A 19150-nucleotide genomic window follows, 5' to 3' on the forward strand; every position below is an offset into this window, starting at 1 on the left:
TCACCATAGGACTTTGCGCATGCCACAACAAATCACTCCCGTATTACTGCTTATCCTGGACGGCTTTGGTTACCGCACCGGGGGCGATGACAATGCCATTTTGCACGCCAGAAAACATCATTTTGACCGACTGTTCAGCCAATACCCATTTACGACCATCAACGCCTCCGAGCAGTTTGTCGGCTTGCCTGCAGGGCAATTTGGCAATTCGGAAGTGGGTCACCTCAATATCGGCGCCGGCCGCATCGTTCAGCAAGACATTAGCCGCATTGATTGCGATGTTGCAGATAAAACTATTGGTGAGAATCCAGTTTTCAAACAAGCCATCGACACAACAAAAACCAGCGGCAAAGCACTGCATATCATGGGGCTGATGTCTGATGGTGGCGTACATTGCCACGAAAATCATGTTTTCGGCCTGATCGAAGCCGCCAACAAGGCTGGCGTCAAAGATATCCGTATTCATGCCTTCCTGGACGGTCGCGACACCCCGCCACGCAGCGCCGAACTATACCTGCAGCGCTTGCAAACTGTCTGTGACGCCAATAATGCCAAAATCGTCGGCATTGTCGGCCGTTACTGGGCGATGGATAGAGACACCCGCTGGGAGCGTGTTGAGCCGGCTTACAAACTGATTGTCGATGGCGTTGGCCTGTACAGCGCAGCAACCGCACTTGATGGACTGGAAGACGCATACAAACGTGATGAGAATGATGAATTTGTTTCCGCAACCGTGATTGGCACGCCAACCCGCATGGAAGACGGCGATACGGTTATTTTCATGAATTTCCGGGCCGATCGTGCTCGTCAATTGACGACCGCGCTAACCGCTTCCGATTTCAAAGGTTTTGAACACCCGCAGCGCCAACCTCAATTTGGTTACTTCTGCACCGCGACTGATTATGGTTCGGCCTACAACCATCCGGTGGCTTACACCAAAGAAAAAGTCAAAAACAGCTTTGGCGAATACATCGCCAGTCTGGGTTTGAAACAGTTACGCATTGCCGAAACCGAGAAATACCCGCATGTGACTTACTTTTTGTCTGGCGGCGAAGAAAAAGAATTTGCCGGCGAAGACCGTATTCTGGTGCCGTCACCCAAAGTAGCTACTTATGATTTGAAACCAGAAATGTCGGCTCATGAAGTGACCGATAAAATGATAGGCGCGATCAATAGCAAGCAATATGCCGCGATCATTTGCAATTACGCCAATGGCGATATGGTGGGTCATAGCGGGATTCTCGCTGCAGCAATCAAGGCAGTCGAAACGCTGGATGAATGCGTTGGTCGCGTCGTTGCTGCCCAGCTGGCTATCGGTGGCGAAGTCATCATTACCGCCGATCATGGCAATTGCGAAATGATGTTTGATAAAGAATCAGGCCAGCCCCACACCCAGCACACCACCGATCTGGTGCCATTCTGCTATATCGGTCGCCCTGCCCGTCTTTCTCCGGGTGGCGCACTGAAAGACATCGCGCCATCGTTGCTGGCGATGATGGGCTTGGCGCAACCGACAGAAATGACAGGTCAATCACTGATCAATTTTCTGTAACTGATGCTGATTTGGGTTTAGAGAATTTGGCGATTCAAGTAAAGTGATGCACTCTTGATATTTCTTGAGTAAAAGATGTTGGCACGTTTACTTGTTTCGCTGATTTTCACCGGCATGGCGGTCATTCCGACCTCATTTGCCGCACCTGTCGCCAGTAAAATAGCCAGCAAATCCTCCGGTACGATTCAGGATCGTGAAGCCAAACAGGCAGAACTCAAAACCCTGCGCAGCCAGATCGAACAATTGCAAAAAAACCTGATTGCCAATGAATCATCCCGCAATGAAGCTGCCGACGCACTGAAAGACTCCGAACAATCAATTTCGGAGGCCAATCGGGTTTTAAGCGAACTCGCGCAACAACGCACACTGACAGTTAACGAACTGGCCAAACTGGAAGCGGATATTGCCCGCACTCGGATGAGCATCCGGGCCTGCCAGAAACGCCTTGGCGAGCTGCTTAGTAACCGCTATAAACTCGGCCAGCTAGAAGCCTGGCGCCTGCTACTCAATCAAAAAGATCCCAATCAGGTCAGCCGGGATTTGACCTATTACAAATACCTTGCCCAATCACAGCAGCAATTGGCCACCCAGCTAGAAACCCAGCTCAATGAACTCAATCAGCTGGCCGAGCAAATTCAGCAGAAAAATGCCGAATTGCAGGAAATCGCCCGCAATAAACAGCAACAACGCCAGCAACTGGTGAGTGATCAGCAACAAAAGCAGGCAGTGGTCAATCAGCTGTCCAGACAAATCGCCAGTCAGCGCAGTCAAATCCAGAAGTTGGCAGCCGACGAAAAAAGACTGACCCTGCTCACCGAGCGCTTGAATGCCATCATCAAACGCCAGGAAGCCGAGCAAAGCCGCCTCGCAGAAAAGCAACGTCTAGAAGCAAAAAGACGCGCAGAACAACGCGCCAAAGCTAACGCGGAACGCAGCGTACGGCAAGCCAAACAGGCTGAACTGGCCAAAGCAGCAGGCAGACCGGCGCCAACGGCAGAACCAGAGGCAAAAGAAGAAGTCAGCAGCATAAATGAAAACCTGCCTGATCCGTCTCAAGCCGGTGTCAAATTTGCCGGATTGAAAGGCCAGCTTGCCTTGCCAGTCAAAGGCGTAGTAACCGGTCGTTTTGGCGCCCCCCGCGGCGAAGGTGGCACCTGGAAAGGCCTGATGATTAAAGCCAATAATGGTCAATCGGTGCATGCGATTGCCAGCGGCCGCGTCGTCTTTGCCGATTGGCTGCGCGGATTTGGCAACCTGATGATTATCGACCATGGTGGCGGCTATATGAGCCTGTATGGCGGCAATGAAAGTCTGCTAAAACGAGTTGCCGATCCAGTCAAACCGGGTGATGTGATTGCTACCGTCGGCAATAGCGGCGGCATGGCCGAATCCGGCGTATACTTCGAAATCCGACAGAATAGTCGCCCACTTGACCCCTTGTCATGGGCCAAATAAAAACACCGCACGAACAGGAAAACTCCGGGATGTCCAACAAACCATACAGCCGCTGGCAAAAAATCAGTCTGCTGGCGGCCGGCGCCGCCTTAGGCACCGTCGTTAGTTTATCGTTTAATGCGACTGCCGATAAAGAAGCCAGCAGCAATCCTTTGCCGATTGATGAGCTGCGCGCATTCTCAACGGTATTTGGCCTGATCAAACAAAGTTACGTTGAACCGGTTGAAGACAAAAAGCTGATCAACGAAGCCATTAAAGGCATGGTCTCCGGTCTTGACCCGCATTCGAGCTACCTCGATGAAGAAGCTTTTGCTGATCTGAAAGTCAACACCCAGGGCGAATTTGGCGGGCTGGGGCTTGAAGTCAATATGGAAGATGGGCTGGTTAGAATCGTGTCCCCCATCGAAGATACACCGGCCTACCGAGCCGGCATCAAAGCGGGCGATTTTATTGTCAAAATTGACGAGCTACAGGTACAGGGGCTTTCCTTGAATGAAGCTGTTTCCAAAATGCGTGGCAAAGCAGGAACCAGCGTCACGCTAACCATTTTGCGCAAAGGCGAGTCAAAACCCCTGATCTTTACGCTCAAACGAGCAATTATCAAAACCCAGAGCGTGAAATTCAAGCTCGCCGAACCAGGTTACGGTTACATCCGTATTACCCAGTTCCAGGAAAAAACAACAGAAAATCTGGCGCAGGCGATTGATGCACTGTACAAGGAAAACAAATCATCACTAAAAGGTTTGGTGCTCGATTTGCGTAATGATCCGGGTGGCCTGCTGGACGGCGCTGTTGGTGTCTCTGCTGCATTTTTGCCCAAGGATGCCTTGGTCGTTTACACAGAAGGCCGCACTGCTGACGCCAAAATCAGATTGACCGCCAGCCCTCAGTTCTATCAACGCGACTCGAGCAAGGATTACTTCAAGAATACGCCAAAAGACGTCAAAAACGTCCCCTTGGTCGTTCTGGTCAATAGCGGCTCGGCATCGGCCTCTGAAATCGTGGCAGGCGCACTGCAGGATCACAAGCGGGCTCTGGTCGTTGGCACGCAGACTTTCGGCAAAGGCTCGGTGCAAACCATTCTGCCTATTGACGCCAAAAGTGCATTAAAACTGACCACGGCGCGCTACTTCACGCCCAATGGCCGCTCAATCCAGGCCAAAGGCATCACACCGGACATCGTGGCCGAAGAAGCAGTTTTAAATGGCAAGGAAGAAAATGGTTTGCGCCTGCGCGAAGCCGATCTGGGGCGCCATCTGGATAACCCAACCGACAAAAATGCAGGTAAAGCGACGCCTCAACCCAACGATGCCCCCAAAACCAGCATCAAGCCAAGCAGCAAACCTGCGAGCGGAACCGAAGCAGATGAAAATCCACGTGAGCTGGTATCCAAATCCGATTATCAGCTTCAGCAGGCGTTCAATGTACTGAAAGTACAGCAGTTACTACTGAGCAAACCAGCAGCAAAATAAGCTCGCCTACTCAGCAAAATACCCCCAGATCGGCACAAACCGTCCGGGGGTATTTCTTTGCAAGCCATAATAATAAACAACATAGGAGCAATACCCCACAAGGCGTATCATGACTAACGACCTTTTCCATACAAAACAACACAACTGATCTAAAGCCTGATGCACAAAGCAGGAAAAAGGTTTAATCTAAAACCAAGATAAGCGTTATCGAAGAGGCCAAGAATGAACTCCCTGCGTGCCAAATACCCTCACGATGACATCAAACATCGGGACATCGTTTTTAGTGGGCTGCCTCTGGATCAGGCAAATCAGGCAGCCAAGCTCCTCAACCGGATTCCCGGCGTATTGTGCCAGGCATTTGCCAGTCAGCATCGTGTAGCGGTGCAGTACCATATGGATGAACATTCCTTGCTCGAGCTGGAGACGCGTCTGCTGGAGGCTGGATTTCATCTCGACAATAACATACTGCAGAAAATCAAACGCACCTTGGCTCATTACTGTGAAGAGGTTTATCACGACAATCGTGCGATCCCTGAGCACAATATCAAAAGCCGCGATGTCTACGTCAAAGTCTGGGAAAAGCACCCGCACGGCGATCACGACGAAACACCGGAAGAATTGCGCCGCTATCTTTAGGGCCTGTTAACATTGGGTTTATGATCGCGCTGGCGCGGGTTTCGCGGCAAATCAAGGCGTAATGAGCGATGCATAGCCAAGCTATTCGAGCGAGTTACAACGCAGAGTTGCCGCGAAAAGCGCCAGCCGGATGTTAGATATCAAAAAGCGGTTTGGCGGCTTTTGGCCTGATGCGGCGTTACAAAGCGCTCACTTAGAATAAGGAAGTGGCGCACTTCGTGTCTTGCCCAAGCCAAAATCAGCACAAACGCGATTCGCAAACCCAACGTCAACACCCCCTAAGATCCTGCACCACCTTGATATGGCTTAAGCCAAGCGAAGCCCTGATGGTTATAATCAGGGCTTCAACTTTTTCAACTTCTGTAGCGGCCACCGACCATGACAGTTTGCCCGACCCGCAGCGCCCGCATCGAGCTGGATGACGCCAAATTACTGCGCTACAGCCGTCATATTCTGCTCGACGAGCTGGGTATCGAAGGGCAGGAAAAAATCAGCGCCGCGCATGTGCTGATTATCGGAGCGGGTGGGCTAGGATCGCCGCTATCGCTGTATCTGGCCAGCGCTGGCATCGGCACGCTGACCATTATCGACGATGATGAGGTGGATTTGACCAATCTGCAGCGCCAGATCGTCCACACTCAGGCACGCGTGGGCAGCAACAAGGCCGAATCGGCCAAAGCAACGCTCAGCGCACTGAACCCCGACATCACCATCCACGCACTTGGCGAGCGCGCCAACGATCAGCGCCTGCTTGATCTGGTGCTGGCCGCCGATGTAGTGGTCGATTGCTGCGACAATTTTGAAACGCGCCATGCGGTCAATCGTGCCAGCGTACAGGCTAGAAAACCGCTGGTTTCAGGCGCAGCAGTGCGTTTTGACGGGCAGATCACCACCTTTGATCCGCGTGCGGCCGACGCACCGTGCTATCACTGCCTGTTTGGCGACGAAGGCGAAGCCAACGACAGCCCCTGCGCCACCTTTGGCGTCTTTGCCCCGCTGGTGGGTATCATCGGCGCGGCACAGGCAGCGGAAACGCTGAAAGTGATCACCGACTGCGGCGATATTCTGCTAGGCAGGCTGCAGTTGTACGACGCCCGCACGGCGCGCTGGCGCGAAATGCGCTACAAAAAAGATCCCGCCTGCCCGGTCTGCAGCGCGCGGGTTTGAACGCATGAACGATAACATCGCCGCCCCTCGATGCAGGACGTAGCCGATCTGGTCGGCACCTCCAAATTGTCTTGCCTGTGATCGAGCTGACTGGCTACTCGGGAGCGCAACTGGCGGCGTTGTCGATCTGTATCGCTGGCGGCTCGATTGTATTGAGCCATGTGAATGATTCGGGCTTCTGGCTATTCGGCAATTTACCGGTGCCAGCAAAGCGCAAACGCTGAAAACCTGGACGGTGATGGAAACCATTCTGGGCAGCACGGGTGCGGCGTGGGATGATTGCATTTAGTCTGCTCTAAAGCCAGCGCTGTCCATCAGTGCCACCCTGCCGGACACTGATGGCCATATTCACAAGCCAGATCAGAAAAATTCGATCCCGTCGTCAAGCTCGTTCGATTCAAGCAACCTCACATTCCCGGCCAGCTCGATCGCTTCATTAATCGCAACGCCGCGCAAAATAGCATCGAATAGGATTTTTTCCTGCTCCATGGTGTATTGCGAACGGATTCTTTCCTGCAACTTTAACCACTCGGCGGGCACAAACATCGCCTGACGATCAGACACCAGCCCCGCCAGCGCACTCAGCGTGCCGCAGACATGCTCCAGCCGCTGCGAAAGCCGGTCATAAAACTGGAATGCAACAACCGATTTGATATTCTGCTCGCTAATTTGCGTGACGCGTTTTTCTAGATTTAACTCGTCCGGTAATTGATGGACAAATTCAAGCAAATCACTTTTCAAAGCATGGATCTCTTCGAATGTCGTGGAGAATGAGGTCGCCAGCTGATTGAGTGAGTTGCTACTATCCTCCATGGCATGACGAATCTGGGCGACCACAATCCCCAGCATCAGAATGGTTTCTTGCACCTGACTCCAGCTTAAATCCGGATTTTGTGCGGCAGAGCCGCCTTTGGGTATCTCAACCATGATGTCTGCCTTGTCAAAAAACGCTGCAATACAAGCGTTATAGAAGCCATCCGGTGAGCTTGCTAAGCTGATCAGCCCACCTGCGCCACAATCTGTAACTGCAGCTGGGCGTAATCATGCGGAACATTCCAGCTCTGGGCGGTATCGCTGGCCACAGCGCACAAGGCCTGCCCCGGCAAATGCCAGATGGCCAGCTGCCAGTCTACCGGATCAGCACTGAATAATCGCCAGCCGCCCTTATCCGGCAAGAGCTCAAAGCGGCTTAAGCCGCCGACCAGACCCGTCCCCAGCGCTTTTAGCAAGGCTTCTTTGGCCACCCACATATGATAAAAAAGGCTCAATTGTGCCTCGCCAAACGCTGCTCGCAGCGCGGCGCACTCACGCGCGGAGAAATATTGCTCGGCAATCGCCAGCACATTACGTCTGGGCTGGATGGATTCAATATCCAGCCCCACCCGCCCTTCCCCCAAGGCTGCGCCTGCCCACGCGGAGGTATGTGACCATGACAATCCATCTGGAGCCGGCCAATTCAAGGCCTGCGGGCGGCCACTGGCTTGCGTCAGCAATGCTGGTTGAAGGCCGTGTTCGCTAAGCAGACTGATTGCCAGGTGCCGTGCAGCACAAAATTGCATTTGTCGCGCCGGGTGGCGGATTCTGGCCAGCCGCTCTTGCTGCGCCTGATCCAGCCAATGACTAACCGGGGGAATCTCGCTCGCCCCAGTCAGCGGCATCAGAGCCAATTGCGCCATGGTTTTCCTTTCTGCATAAAAAAAAGCGACCAGTTCTGGTCGCTTTTTACTATCGGCAAGCCTGCCCCAGTTTATACCGAGAATGACGATCCGCAACCGCAAGTTGATTGCGCGTTCGGGTTTTTGATCGTGAACTGAGAGCCTTCCAGGCTTTCCACATAATCAATTTCCGCGCCAACCAGGTATTGGTAGCTCATCGGGTCAACCAGGAGCGTGACGCCGTTTTTGCTGATGGGTGTGTCGTCTTCATTCACGATTTCGTCAAAGGTAAAGCCATACTGGAAGCCAGAACAGCCACCACCCGTCACAAAAACACGCAGTTTCAAATCTGGATTGCCTTCCTCGGCGATCAGCTCACTCACCTTCGCGGCCGCGTTGTCGGTGAAGATAAATGGCATTGGCATATCGATCTCGGTGGTCATCACAGCTCCGAAAATAATAGTTGACTAAAACACTATGGATTATCCGCCTCTGCAGACAAGTCGTCAACAGACCCCGTTCAGCACTCTAATCATTCAGGCTTAGCTTCAGTTCTTGGTACATCAGCCACTGCCACTTCTTCGCGCTGACCATTTTGCACATGAACCAGTCGACCTTCAATAATTGCCCCCGGGTGCATTTCCAGCGTCTTGTATGCAAGATCGCCGATTATTCGCGATTTTGCTTGCAATTCGACATACTGACTGACTTCGATCGGACCACGAATTTCGCCATTAAGAATCAGATGACTGCACTGAACCTTACCCTCAATGCGTGCTTTTTCGCTTATAACCAAAGTGCCATTTTTAGCATCTGCCATGCTGACATTGCCAATAATGACACCATCCACTCGCAAGCCACCAGCAAACTGCACATCGCCAGTCATTGTCGTACCATGACCAATCAAGCTATCAATCTTGGTACTGCCTTTTTTTTTGCCAAACATAGCCTTCCCCGTCTTTGATTATATTTTTTTCTGACAACTTGCCAGCACCTGATTACCCTGTTCGCTCAAAAATTGCACTTCCATCTGTAGTTGATTGACCGCATCAGGCACAAACAACTCGCCCTGCAGCCGGGCATAATGCTGCAATTTCACTGGAATCACCGGATCAACCCCCTGACTCAAGCGTGCTTTTTTCCCACCCTCGTTATATTGCAAGTTCACCAGCAAACGCCCCTGCAATTCTTCGGTGCGGTTTGTCCCCTGAACCAGCAACAGACGATACCGGTACTTGCCCGCCTCAATCAACTGCAAATCGCAGGCAACGAAACTCGCAATCCGTGAGCGGTCATTACTTTGCAGCAATGACTCAAAAAATGACAGCGTCTCACGCATTGCGGCCAGATCCTGTCGAGACTGGTTTTGCTCCAGCACCAGCGCATCACGTTCGGACTTTAGTATTGTCAGTTGCTGTGATAATAAAGCCGCACCGGCAGTCAGCGATGCAATTTGTGCCTGTGCTTTTCTCACATCACCTTGCTGCTCGCGCTGAATTTGCGTTTGATGCTGCAAAACCTGACTTACCCCCGCGCGGTATCCAGCCAAAAGCATTACCAGCAAAAGCCCAGAGAGCAATACCCATCGAAGCAATTTTCTTCGCCAGCTATCTTCCGGACGCAATGCCAGTGGTGCAGCCGTCAGACGCGCACGGTGGGCACGATACAATCGCTTAATCGGCATCATTTAAGGCAGCAAAGGCACGACGTCCAGACCGTGCTGCTCAGGCAGACCAAACATCAGATTCATCACTTGCACCGATTGACCCGAAGCACCTTTGACCAGATTGTCTTCCACCACCAAAATCACCAGCAAATCACCGTTACCGGGGCGGTGCACCGCGATCCGCGCGGTATTGCTGCCGCGCACTGAACGCGTCTCCGGACATGAACCAGACGGCATCACGTCGACAAAAGGCTCGCCCGCAAAGCGCTCTTCAAACAGTTTCTGGATATCGGCCGCTTTACCCGCCTCGGTCAAACGCGCATAAATCGTCGAGTGAATACCACGGATCATTGGGGTGAGGTGCGGAACAAAAGTCAGCTCAACTGGAGCACCGTGAATCGCTGACAAGCCTTGCATAATTTCCGGAGAATGGCGATGGCCTTTGACACCGTAGGCTTTAAAATTGTCTGCACTTTCGGCAAACAGCGTACCCACCTCGGCTTTGCGCCCCGCGCCTGAAACACCCGATTTGCAATCAGCGATCAAGCCCTTGGTTTCAATCAGTCGCAGACCATTTTCAATCAGTGGCAGCAAACCGAGTTGCACTGAAGTCGGATAGCAACCGGCCATGCCAATCAGGCGAGCCTGCTTGATCGCCTCGCGATTCACTTCAGGCAAACCATACACAGCTTCAGCCAGCAAATCGGTGCAGCTATGCTCCATCGCATACCATTTGGCAAACTCGACCGGATCTTTCAGGCGGAAATCAGCCGCCAGATCGATGACTTTTACGCCAGCATCCAGCAATTCACGCGCTTGCGCCATGGCTACGCCATGGGGCGTGGCAAAAAAGACGACATCGCACTCAGTCAGCTTGGCGTCTTCCGGAGTAGAAAAAGCAATCTCAACGCGGCCGCGCAAGCTAGGGAACATCTCCGCGACTTTCATGCCTGCTTCCTTGCGCGAAGTAACAGCACGCAGCTCTACATCGGGGTGACGCGACAACAGACGCAATAACTCAACCCCGGTGTAACCCGTACCGCCAACAATTCCTACCTTGATCATGCCCATATCCTCAAAAAGTTTCAGCACGATCATAAAACAAAATGCTGGTCAGGTGTGAGGCGTAAGCAGGGAAAGTAAGGATAAAAACTTGCTTCGTACATCCCTTCGCCAAAATAAAAAAGCCACCCCGCAGGATGGCTTTCTGAACAGCACCGAAAACGAATTAACGCTTAGAGAACTGTTTGCGACGACGAGCGCCACGCAGACCGACTTTCTTACGCTCAACTTCTCGAGCATCACGTGTAACCAGACCAGCTGATTTCAACGTTGGTTTCAAAGCCGCATCGAATTCGATCAAGGCACGGGTAATACCGTGACGTACCGCGCCAGCTTGGCCTGATTCGCCGCCGCCTGCTACGTTAACCATGATGTCGAAAGATTCGAGGTTGCTGGTGAGTTCCAGTGGCTGACGTACGATCATGCGACCAGTTTCGCGAGCGAAGTACTGATCCAGAGCTTTACCGTTTACCACGATATTGCCAGTACCTTTGGTGATGAACACACGAGCTACTGAGCTCTTGCGACGACCGGTACCGTAGTTGTATTTACCTACCATGATGCAATTCCTTTAGTTCTGCTTAGATAGCAAGAGATTTAGGTTCTTGCGCTGAGTGCGGATGTTCGCTGCCAGCGTAGACTTTCATCTTCTTGATCATTGCGTAGCCCAGCGGACCTTTTGGCAGCATGCCTTTAACGGCAAACTCCAGAGCGCGGCCAGGGAATTTGTTTTGCATTTCAGTGAAGGTACGCTCGTAAATACCACCTGGGTGACCCGTGTGACGGTAGTATTTTTTCGATGTAGCTTTATCGCCAGTAACGCGGAGCTTGTCTGCGTTTACCACAACGATGTAGTCGCCAGTATCGACGTGCGGGGTGTATTCAGCTTTATGTTTGCCACGCAGGCGTTTGGCGATCTCGGCAGCGAGACGGCCCAGCACTAAGTCTGTGGCGTCCACAACGAACCACTCGCGCTTCACCTCGTGCGGCTTGGCAGAAAAGGTTTTCATGACTGCTAGTCCACGTTTTTGATTTTGAGAAAGTCGAGAATTCTAACGAAGAAACTGCCGACCTGTCAAAGGGTTTATGCGCCAGATTGCGAATCGAACCACTACTTTTACAAAAACCATTTTTTTTATTTATGAATCATGCCCTTGCAAATTCGAACCTGATCAGATGCATAGGCACACACTTAACTCTACCGAATGATTTCGGCAAAAAAAACGCAATCCGGCTTAAGCCAGATTGCGCGAAATCCACCAAAAATGGAGGATGGAGGAGACGATACCGAGCAAGGCTCAGTATCAACGCGGATTATCCATCGACATGCCCGTGTAAGGCAAGCAGATTTGGTTTGCCACGACAAACGGCCGCAATTGCTTATCCCAGCCAGTGAACAGCGGACATCAAAGGGCGATTGCCGTTAAAATGCTGCATCAGTCATCAGATCGGTCTGTAAGGCCACGAGGAGGGTTTTGTGAAAGTTCGCGTAAAATGGGTTGAAGATGTCAGTTTTCTAGCTCAGTCAGAGTCTGGGCACGCAGTATTGATGGATGGCCCACCCGAAGGTGGCGGACGCAATCTGGGGCCGCGTCCGATGGAAATGCTGCTGATGGGCATGACCGGATGCTCGACCTACGACGTGATTCATATTCTGAAAAAAGGCCGTGCTGACGTCCGTGATTGTGTGGTGGAAGTCGATGCCGAGCGCGCACCAACCGACCCAAAAGTATTCACCAAAATCCACCTCCACTTCATTGTGACCGGCAAGGCACTCAAGCCCGAAGCGGTTGAGCGGGCAATCAAATTGTCTGCGGAAAAATATTGTTCGGCTTCAATTATGCTGGGGCAAGTCGTACCGATTACGCATGATTTTGAAGTGCGTGAAGCGGATTAATCAACGCGACTGCGCTGTGGCTGCCAGACTTTTACGAAAGAAATAGGCAGCCACCAAGACCCCAAAAATACCCACAATCGTCAATGCAATAATCATCCACGTCTGGCGGCGCCCCGTCTGCATTGATCTTTGCACTGCTTGCTCGACAAATTGCTCTTTGAAATGGGCGTGTTGCGCCAACGCAGAAGTCAGGCTCTCGCCAGCGGGCTTCCACTCACTCTCCACCACCACAACAGCAGCTTCTTTCTGATTAGCACGGGAATGAGACAGCACTTTATCCAAAGCGGCCAGATAAATCTTAAATAGTCGAATATCCTGCTCGATCAATTCTCTATCGCGCAGATTGACGACCAGAGTGCGCTGGTATTCTTCGAGCAGGGCTTGGGTTTCGGTGATATTGCGCCTGATCGTCACCTCGTGTGGCGCTTTTTTCGACGCTTCGGAATAAGACAGATGATAAAGCGCATTCACTCGAATCAATAAAAAATCGCGCTCAATCCCCGACAGAATTGCCAGACTGCGAATAATACTCTCGTCGGTAAACTCCAGATCATCCGCCATGCGCTGCGTACTGACGACTCCGACCAGACCAATCAGAATCAGTGCTGAAATTGCCCCCAGAATAATCGCAAAAAAACGCTGATTAACCGCCTGAATCATAATGCCGGCTAGGCTCGCTCCTGTTCCACTAGCGCATACTGCGCATCAGCATCGGGAGCCGAAATCACATCAACCACCCCCAAATCACTGACAGATAAACGACGCAAAGCCACACGACCGGCGAAGTAATGCATCGCACAGCCATATGCACCATGTGCAAAAGCGATAAAAATAAATCCCATTGCCACCAGCGTATGCAGCTGACGCACCAAACCCATCGCTTGCGGATTTAAAGTCATCGGAACAACAAAACCCCAAACATGCTGCCCCGCCAGATAAGCCACACTCAGCAAAACGCCGCTACACGCCAGAAACCCGATCAGGCCATACAACAGAGCATGCATCACTTTAGCCACCAGCACCTGTGCCTCATCCTCGCCGCACGGTGCAGGCGCACGATAGTGGCTCAGTACCAGCAAACGCAGCAGGCTCACGCCGAAGGTCATTTGTCCCAGCACAGAATGCGTCTGCATCCAGAATGCATAGGCGCCACTGCCGCGCCCCAACCATTGCGCCAATGCCAGCGCCAGCACAATCCCCAGCACCAGCAACACCGTTAACCAGTGCATCAGCACCGACAATGGATGATAATTGACCGAAGTAAGCTCGACTTGTTTTGTCATGGCAAATCGATATCCGTTGGATTATTCACCTTGCCGTCGGTTTCGGAATACAACCAGGCATAAGGCAAGCCAATCAGCAAAGCACCGCCAACAATATTACCCAGCGTGGCAGGAATCAGATTAAGCGTGACAAAATCGGCCACCGCCAGATCGGCTCCGGCCAGAATCGCCGCCGGAACAAAGAACAGGTTGGCAATACTGTGCTCCATGCCCAGCGCGACAAAAGTCATCACTGGCGCCCAGATCCCGACCATTCGCCCCAGTGTGTCCTTAGCCGAATAGCCCTGCCATGCTGCGACGCAGACCAGCATATTGGCCAGCACACCTTTCATAAAGACAACCTGAAACGGCTGATGCACCTTGTGCTCGGCCAGATTGATAATGTAGGCCGCCCAGGGTTGATGGGCACTGAGCAAACCGGTCATATAGGCAAACGCCCAAGCGGCAAATAACGCACCAACCAGATTACCCAGATATGACACACCCCAGACCCGCACCACCTCCTGCAGGCGTACTTTGCGGCGATACCAGGGAACCATTTGCGTCGCACAATTGGACGTAAACAAATCGGCACCAGTCAACACCACCGCAATAAAGCCAATCGGAAAAACAGCACCGAATAGCAATTTATCCAGCCCCGGATTTTCCGCCAGCAATTTGGTCGCGCCACCGGCAACGACGACGGCGAGCAAAGCACCGAGTGATATAAATATGCCACCCAAAAACGCCATGACCAGCAAGCGCGGCGGGCGCAAAGCCACTTTGCTCAGCGCGGCGTCGTCGATGTAATTAACCAGATGATCAGGACTTAAAATATTTGAAGCTGCCATTTAACGTTCCCAACGCCGATGCGGAAGTCATATTTTAGACTTGAAGCAATTCAAAAAATGAGCAAATGATAAAAAAGAGCCGAACATTCGGCTCTTTTTGTGTCATATCAAATTTGCGCGATTTATTGACCTGCAGCATTCAAAGCCACGCCACCAATCTGCAGCTGCTTTTTCGCCAACTCGCGACTCACAAACATTTTCATCGCCACCGAAACAGCAAAAGCAAACAGGAAAATCGCGGCAAATACCACCGTCATCGCCGCGTAACTGCCTGATGCTTCACGCAGGAAGGACGCGAATGACGAGCCCACCAGCCCTGCCATCGCCCATGCTGTCAGCACATAACCATGAATTGCACTGACCTGTTTGGTTCCAAACAAATCACCGATATACGCAGGCAGTGTAGAGAAGCCACCACCGTAGCAAGTCATGATCAGATAGAGCACGGCCTGGAACACCACCACGTCACGCATCGAAGGCAGGAAGTAGAATGCGACCACTTCAATGGTAAAAAAGGTGATGTAGGTATTCGGACGCCCCAGATAGTCTGACATTGTGGCCCATACCAAGCGACCGCCGCCATTAAACAAACCAATCATCCCGACCACGGCACCTGCAGCCAGCGGGCTCATGCCGGTGACTTCCTGTGTCATTGGCGAGGCCACCGAAATCACCGCGATACCACAAGTGATGTTAATGAACATCATGATCCACAAACCGTAGAATGGTTTGGTTTTGACGGCCTCATTCGCCGTCATCGGCATCAGATCCATCGCCACTTTGGCTTTACCAGACGCCTGGCTTTCTTCAAAACCAGCCGGTTTCCAGCCTGCAGGTGGCGGCTCCAGATAACGGGCCGACGCCAGCATCACTACCGCGTAGAGACAACCGAGCGTGTAAAACGTATTGGCAATGCCGACGCTCTGGATCAGTTTGGCCATTAATGGCGCACCGAAGAACGACGCGAAACCAAAGCCCATGATCGCCAGACCGGTCGCCAAACCACGACGGTCCGGGAACCATTTCATCAGCGTTGAAACTGGCGTCACATAACCCGTTCCCAGACCTACGCCACCCAAAACGCCGTAGCACAGATACAGCAACCAGAGATTACCGACAGAAACCGCAAAACCCGCGCCGAGCAAACCCAGCGACCAGCAGATCGCCGAAATCGTGCCGGAGAAGCGTGGGCCGCGTTTTTCGACCACATGCCCCATCACGGCTGCCGACATGCCGAGCATAAAGATGGCTAAACCGAAGGTGAAGCCGACTTCTTTCAGGCTCCAGCCAAATTGCGCCATCAAAGGTTTGGAAAAAACACTCCATGCATACACGGAGCCAATCGAGATGTGAATCCCGACCCCTGCTGCTGCCATTAACCACCGATTCTTAGCCATCATGACCTCCAGTCACTCAAAATGCGCGGTCTTTATTGATTCGATAAAGATTTTTGCGTCGGTGCTAGATTGCCAGCTTGCTGATTGGCGCATCTTGACAGTAATCAACAAGAGCCGACTACGGCCAATCAATGGCGAACAATAGATTGAAGTACCTGGATGAAGCTGGCTCGAAGCCATATTGGCGCGGACAGAAAAACAAAGGGGTATTGCCACACAGAGCTCTAAAATAGAGAGCTACATAGCAATACCCATGAAAATAAACAGCCAAATTTCAAATATGATACGACAGCGTCGTCATCACCTTGGAAGTCGCTGTCATCAATCGGGTCACCGGCAGCGGCAACTCGGCAGCGCCGAGCGCAACCGCCTGCTCAGCGTGACTACTTTCGTCAATTGCCATTTGCGTCACAATCGCGCGACTTTTCGCATCTTGCTCGGGCAATTGCGCCAGATGACTCTCCAGGTGAGCGGTCACCTGACGTTCGGTTTCGGCCAGAAAGCCCAGATTCCATTTATCGCCGATAAGCCCTGCGGTCACACCCATCGCAAATGATCCGGCATACCACAGCGGATTGAGCAGACTGCGATGGCTACCCAATTCATCGAGCCGTTGGCGTGTCCAAGCCAGATGTTCGACCTCCTCAGCCGCAGCCTGTTTGAGTGCTTCACGTGCAGCCGGATCACGCGCGGTGAGCGCCTGCCCCTGATACAGCGCCTGGGCGCACACTTCACCGCAATGATTCACCCGCATCAAACCGGCCGCATGGTTTTTTTCAGCGGCCTGTAATTCGACATCGGCAATGTCGCGATCCGGGTGGGAGCGCACACTCGCGGCCGGTGCAGCCAGAGTACGTAAAACCGTATCAAATTCGCCGATCAATTGATCAACAGAGGGTAATTTCAACATAGTAAAACTATCCTTAACCCAAGAAATTGCCGACAATTCTACACCGCCCTCATGGTATGATTCGCTGATATTTTTCACCTCATTCATTACAACAGCCCAATACGCAGGAAGATCAATGAAACGCTTTGTTGTTGCCGCCACTCTGGCACTCTCTAGCATGGCTGCCTTCTCAGCCAGTCCAGCTAACCCACAAATCGAAATGATCACCTCCAAAGGTAAAGTGGTCGTCGAACTTTATCCGGAAGCGGCACCGAAAAGCGTCGCCAACTTCTTGCAATATGTGAAAAGCAAACATTACGACAACACGGTCTTTCATCGGGTCATCAATAATTTTGTCGTTCAGGGCGGTGGTTTTAATGCCCAGATGGAACAAAAACCGACCAAGGCGCCGATCGAGAACGAAGCACAAATGGCTTTCGAGAAAGGCCTGAAAAACGACCGTGGCACAATTGCAATGGCGCGTACCGGCGCACCGCATTCGGCAACCAGCCAGTTTTATTTCAATCTGGTCAATAACGACTCGCTGAACTACCCTTCTTTTGATAAATGGGGCTACGCTGTCTTTGGCAAAATTGTCAGCGGCATCGAAGTCATCGACCAGATTGCCAAAGTACCGACGATTCCGGGCGACCAGCCTGCCGAACCGGTTATGTTGATCAGCGCCCGTGAATTACCGGCCAAGGCCGACAAGGCCGCGTCAAAAGTAGCGTCAAAGCCAGCCAAAACCACGAAATAATTCGCAGGGCAAAGTATATCCATCCCGACCAGGAGAAATCTGCATGACCAAAGTAAAACTAAGCACCAGCAAAGGCGATATCGTTCTGGAACTGAACGCAGAAAAAGCGCCGATTACCGTAGCCAACTTTCTGCAATACGTGAACGACGGCCATTACGATGGCACGATTTTCCACCGCGTGATTGATGGCTTTATGATCCAGGGCGGCGGCTTTGCGCCAGGCATGAAAGAGAAAAAAGACGGTCGCGCCAGCATTCAGAATGAAGCGGACAACGGTCTGAAAAACGATATTTACACCATCGCCATGGCACGTACGCCAGATCCGCACTCGGCTTCAGCACAATTTTTCATCAATGCGGCCGACAATGACTTCCTTAACTTCCGCAGCAAATCGGCGCAAGGCTGGGGCTATGCCGTATTTGGCGCTGTCATCGAAGGCCAGGATGTCGTTGATGCGATCGAGAAAGTCAAAACCGGCAGCAACGGCTTTCACCAAGATGTTCCAAAGGAAGACGTACTGATTATCAAAGCAGAAGTTCTGGCTTAATGACCGATTTATCATTCGATCCAAAGCGCGGTTCTCCGCGCTTTTTTAATGTGCCACCGCCATGACCCGCCCAACGCTATTTATTTCCGACCTTCATCTTTCTCCCGCCGACCCGGCCACCGTCGCGGCTTTTCGTGCTTTTTTGCACACCACAGCATCCCATGCTGCGGCGTTGTATATTCTGGGCGATCTATTTGAATACTGGCTCGGCGATGATCAGCTGGACGATGAGTTTTATGGCGATCTTGCGCACGAGATTGCGGCATTAAAGCAGCATGATGTCGCGGTCTATTTTATGGCTGGCAACCGGGACTTTCTGCCCGGATCACGCTTTGCCCGCCAAGCAAAACTACAAATTATCAACGACCCGACCCTGCTCACACTCAATGGACTACAGTTAGTACTCGCCCACGGCGATGCCTACTGCACCGAGGATGTAGGCTATCAACGCTGGCGTAAAATTTCACGAAACCGCCTGTTTCAATGGATCTGGTTGAATCTACCACGCCGGATTCGCAGCAAGGAAGCTGACAAAATCCGTGCACGATCCAAAACCATGAATCAGCACAAACCCAAGGCCATCATGGACGTCACCGAGGCGGCAATTGCGGCCGAGTTTGCCAAATACCCCTCTTCGGTATTAATCCACGGTCATACGCACAAGCCATTTACACATCAATACCCCTATGGTCAGCGGTGGGTACTCCCCGATTGGCACCATGGACAAGGCGGTTATCTGCAAATCATCGAGCAGCACATGTCACTGCATCAGCTCGATGGCAGCGCATGGCAAACCCACTAAACTCGCCGCCTTGCAGCGCACCATTCATCTGGCACAGCGCTGATTGAGCGCCGATCACGCAATGCATTCACTATACTTTGCCT

General features: G+C 52.1%; 23 protein-coding genes. 10 read left to right on the top strand and 13 right to left on the bottom strand.

The features are described 5' to 3' along the window. Positions 1 to 19: 19 nt before the first annotated feature. The 6 genes from gpmI (at position 20) to ACG2XO_RS00855 (ending at position 6506) form a co-directional block, all read left to right on the top strand. A complete protein-coding gene (gpmI, locus tag ACG2XO_RS00830; protein ID WP_410498955.1) occupies positions 20 to 1552 on the top strand; it encodes a 2,3-bisphosphoglycerate-independent phosphoglycerate mutase in 1533 nt (510 codons plus the stop codon). Between the two features lie 75 nt (positions 1553 to 1627). Continuing rightward, positions 1628 to 3007 carry a peptidoglycan DD-metalloendopeptidase family protein gene (locus ACG2XO_RS00835; RefSeq protein WP_410498956.1) on the top strand — a complete coding sequence of 460 codons (1380 nt, stop codon included), beginning with the start codon at positions 1628 to 1630 and terminating at the stop codon, positions 3005 to 3007. A 29-nt stretch (positions 3008 to 3036) separates the two neighbouring features. Next, on the top strand, positions 3037 to 4479 hold the full coding sequence (locus ACG2XO_RS00840) for a S41 family peptidase (RefSeq protein ID WP_410498957.1): 1443 nt from the start codon (positions 3037 to 3039) through the stop codon (positions 4477 to 4479). Positions 4480 to 4701: 222 nt separating this feature from the next. Then, entirely contained in the window at positions 4702 to 5115 is a 414-nt protein-coding gene (locus ACG2XO_RS00845; RefSeq protein ID WP_410498958.1) for a hypothetical protein, read from the top strand. 378 nt (positions 5116 to 5493) lie between these two features. After that, positions 5494 to 6282, top strand: coding sequence for a HesA/MoeB/ThiF family protein (locus ACG2XO_RS00850; RefSeq protein ID WP_410498959.1), 789 nt, complete (start codon positions 5494 to 5496; stop codon positions 6280 to 6282). Between the two features lie 77 nt (positions 6283 to 6359). Next, entirely contained in the window at positions 6360 to 6506 is a 147-nt protein-coding gene (locus ACG2XO_RS00855; RefSeq protein WP_410500213.1) for a hypothetical protein, read from the top strand. 136 nt (positions 6507 to 6642) lie between these two features. Here ACG2XO_RS00855 and ACG2XO_RS00860 read toward each other — a convergent pair whose 3' ends face one another. The 8 genes from ACG2XO_RS00860 to rplM all read right to left on the bottom strand — a co-directional run bounded on the left by ACG2XO_RS00860 (position 6643) and on the right by rplM (position 11675). Then, positions 6643 to 7209 carry a hypothetical protein gene (locus tag ACG2XO_RS00860; protein WP_410498960.1) on the bottom strand — a complete coding sequence of 189 codons (567 nt, stop codon included), beginning with the start codon at positions 7207 to 7209 and terminating at the stop codon, positions 6643 to 6645. 71 nt (positions 7210 to 7280) lie between these two features. Continuing rightward, positions 7281 to 7958, bottom strand: a complete 678-nt coding sequence (locus ACG2XO_RS00865; protein ID WP_410498961.1) for a 4'-phosphopantetheinyl transferase family protein — start codon at positions 7956 to 7958, stop codon at positions 7281 to 7283. Positions 7959 to 8029: 71 nt separating this feature from the next. Beyond that, a complete protein-coding gene (gene erpA, locus ACG2XO_RS00870; protein WP_410500214.1) occupies positions 8030 to 8362 on the bottom strand; it encodes an iron-sulfur cluster insertion protein ErpA in 333 nt (110 codons plus the stop codon). Positions 8363 to 8469: 107 nt separating this feature from the next. After that, complete coding sequence (locus tag ACG2XO_RS00875; protein WP_410498962.1) at positions 8470 to 8883, bottom strand: bactofilin family protein; 414 nt, start codon at positions 8881 to 8883, stop codon at positions 8470 to 8472. Positions 8884 to 8901: 18 nt separating this feature from the next. Continuing rightward, positions 8902 to 9624, bottom strand: coding sequence for a DUF6776 family protein (locus tag ACG2XO_RS00880; protein WP_410498963.1), 723 nt, complete (start codon positions 9622 to 9624; stop codon positions 8902 to 8904). After that, on the bottom strand, positions 9625 to 10668 hold the full coding sequence (gene argC, locus ACG2XO_RS00885) for an N-acetyl-gamma-glutamyl-phosphate reductase (RefSeq protein WP_410498964.1): 1044 nt from the start codon (positions 10666 to 10668) through the stop codon (positions 9625 to 9627). A gap of 163 nt (positions 10669 to 10831) precedes the next feature. Then, on the bottom strand, positions 10832 to 11224 hold the full coding sequence (gene rpsI / locus ACG2XO_RS00890; protein WP_410498965.1) for a 30S ribosomal protein S9: 393 nt from the start codon (positions 11222 to 11224) through the stop codon (positions 10832 to 10834). A gap of 22 nt (positions 11225 to 11246) precedes the next feature. Further along, complete coding sequence (gene rplM / locus ACG2XO_RS00895) at positions 11247 to 11675, bottom strand: 50S ribosomal protein L13 (protein WP_410498966.1); 429 nt, start codon at positions 11673 to 11675, stop codon at positions 11247 to 11249. 467 nt (positions 11676 to 12142) lie between these two features. Between rplM and ACG2XO_RS00900 the strand changes: the two genes are divergently transcribed. Beyond that, a complete protein-coding gene (locus ACG2XO_RS00900) occupies positions 12143 to 12562 on the top strand; it encodes an OsmC family protein (protein WP_410498967.1) in 420 nt (139 codons plus the stop codon). Here ACG2XO_RS00900 and ACG2XO_RS00905 read toward each other — a convergent pair whose 3' ends face one another. The 5 genes from ACG2XO_RS00905 to coq7 all read right to left on the bottom strand — a co-directional run bounded on the left by ACG2XO_RS00905 (position 12563) and on the right by coq7 (position 16982). Beyond that, positions 12563 to 13222 (bottom strand): MCP four helix bundle domain-containing protein, encoded by a 660-nt coding sequence (locus ACG2XO_RS00905; RefSeq protein WP_410498968.1) that lies wholly within the window; start codon positions 13220 to 13222, stop codon positions 12563 to 12565. An 8-nt stretch (positions 13223 to 13230) separates the two neighbouring features. Then, complete coding sequence (locus ACG2XO_RS00910; protein WP_410498969.1) at positions 13231 to 13845, bottom strand: cytochrome b/b6 domain-containing protein; 615 nt, start codon at positions 13843 to 13845, stop codon at positions 13231 to 13233. Next, entirely contained in the window at positions 13842 to 14675 is an 834-nt protein-coding gene (locus ACG2XO_RS00915) for a formate/nitrite transporter family protein (RefSeq protein WP_410498970.1), read from the bottom strand. The genes ACG2XO_RS00910 and ACG2XO_RS00915 overlap by 4 nt, the downstream gene beginning before the upstream one ends. Before the next feature lie 122 nt (positions 14676 to 14797). Further along, positions 14798 to 16072, bottom strand: coding sequence for an OFA family MFS transporter (locus ACG2XO_RS00920; protein ID WP_410498971.1), 1275 nt, complete (start codon positions 16070 to 16072; stop codon positions 14798 to 14800). A 274-nt stretch (positions 16073 to 16346) separates the two neighbouring features. Continuing rightward, entirely contained in the window at positions 16347 to 16982 is a 636-nt protein-coding gene (gene coq7 / locus ACG2XO_RS00925; protein WP_410498972.1) for a 2-polyprenyl-3-methyl-6-methoxy-1,4-benzoquinone monooxygenase, read from the bottom strand. A gap of 115 nt (positions 16983 to 17097) precedes the next feature. Between coq7 and ACG2XO_RS00930 the strand changes: the two genes are divergently transcribed. The 3 genes from ACG2XO_RS00930 (at position 17098) to ACG2XO_RS00940 (ending at position 19067) form a co-directional block, all read left to right on the top strand. After that, positions 17098 to 17718 carry a peptidylprolyl isomerase gene (locus ACG2XO_RS00930; RefSeq protein WP_410498973.1) on the top strand — a complete coding sequence of 207 codons (621 nt, stop codon included), beginning with the start codon at positions 17098 to 17100 and terminating at the stop codon, positions 17716 to 17718. Positions 17719 to 17761: 43 nt separating this feature from the next. After that, positions 17762 to 18265, top strand: a complete 504-nt coding sequence (locus ACG2XO_RS00935; RefSeq protein WP_410498974.1) for a peptidylprolyl isomerase — start codon at positions 17762 to 17764, stop codon at positions 18263 to 18265. 61 nt (positions 18266 to 18326) lie between these two features. After that, positions 18327 to 19067 (top strand): UDP-2,3-diacylglucosamine diphosphatase, encoded by a 741-nt coding sequence (locus tag ACG2XO_RS00940; protein WP_410498975.1) that lies wholly within the window; start codon positions 18327 to 18329, stop codon positions 19065 to 19067. The last annotated feature ends 83 nt before the right edge of the window (positions 19068 to 19150 follow it).

This window comes from Chitinibacter sp. S2-10 (assembly GCF_046530675.1).
In the GTDB taxonomy this organism is placed as follows: Bacteria; Pseudomonadota; Gammaproteobacteria; order Burkholderiales; family Chitinibacteraceae; genus Chitinibacter.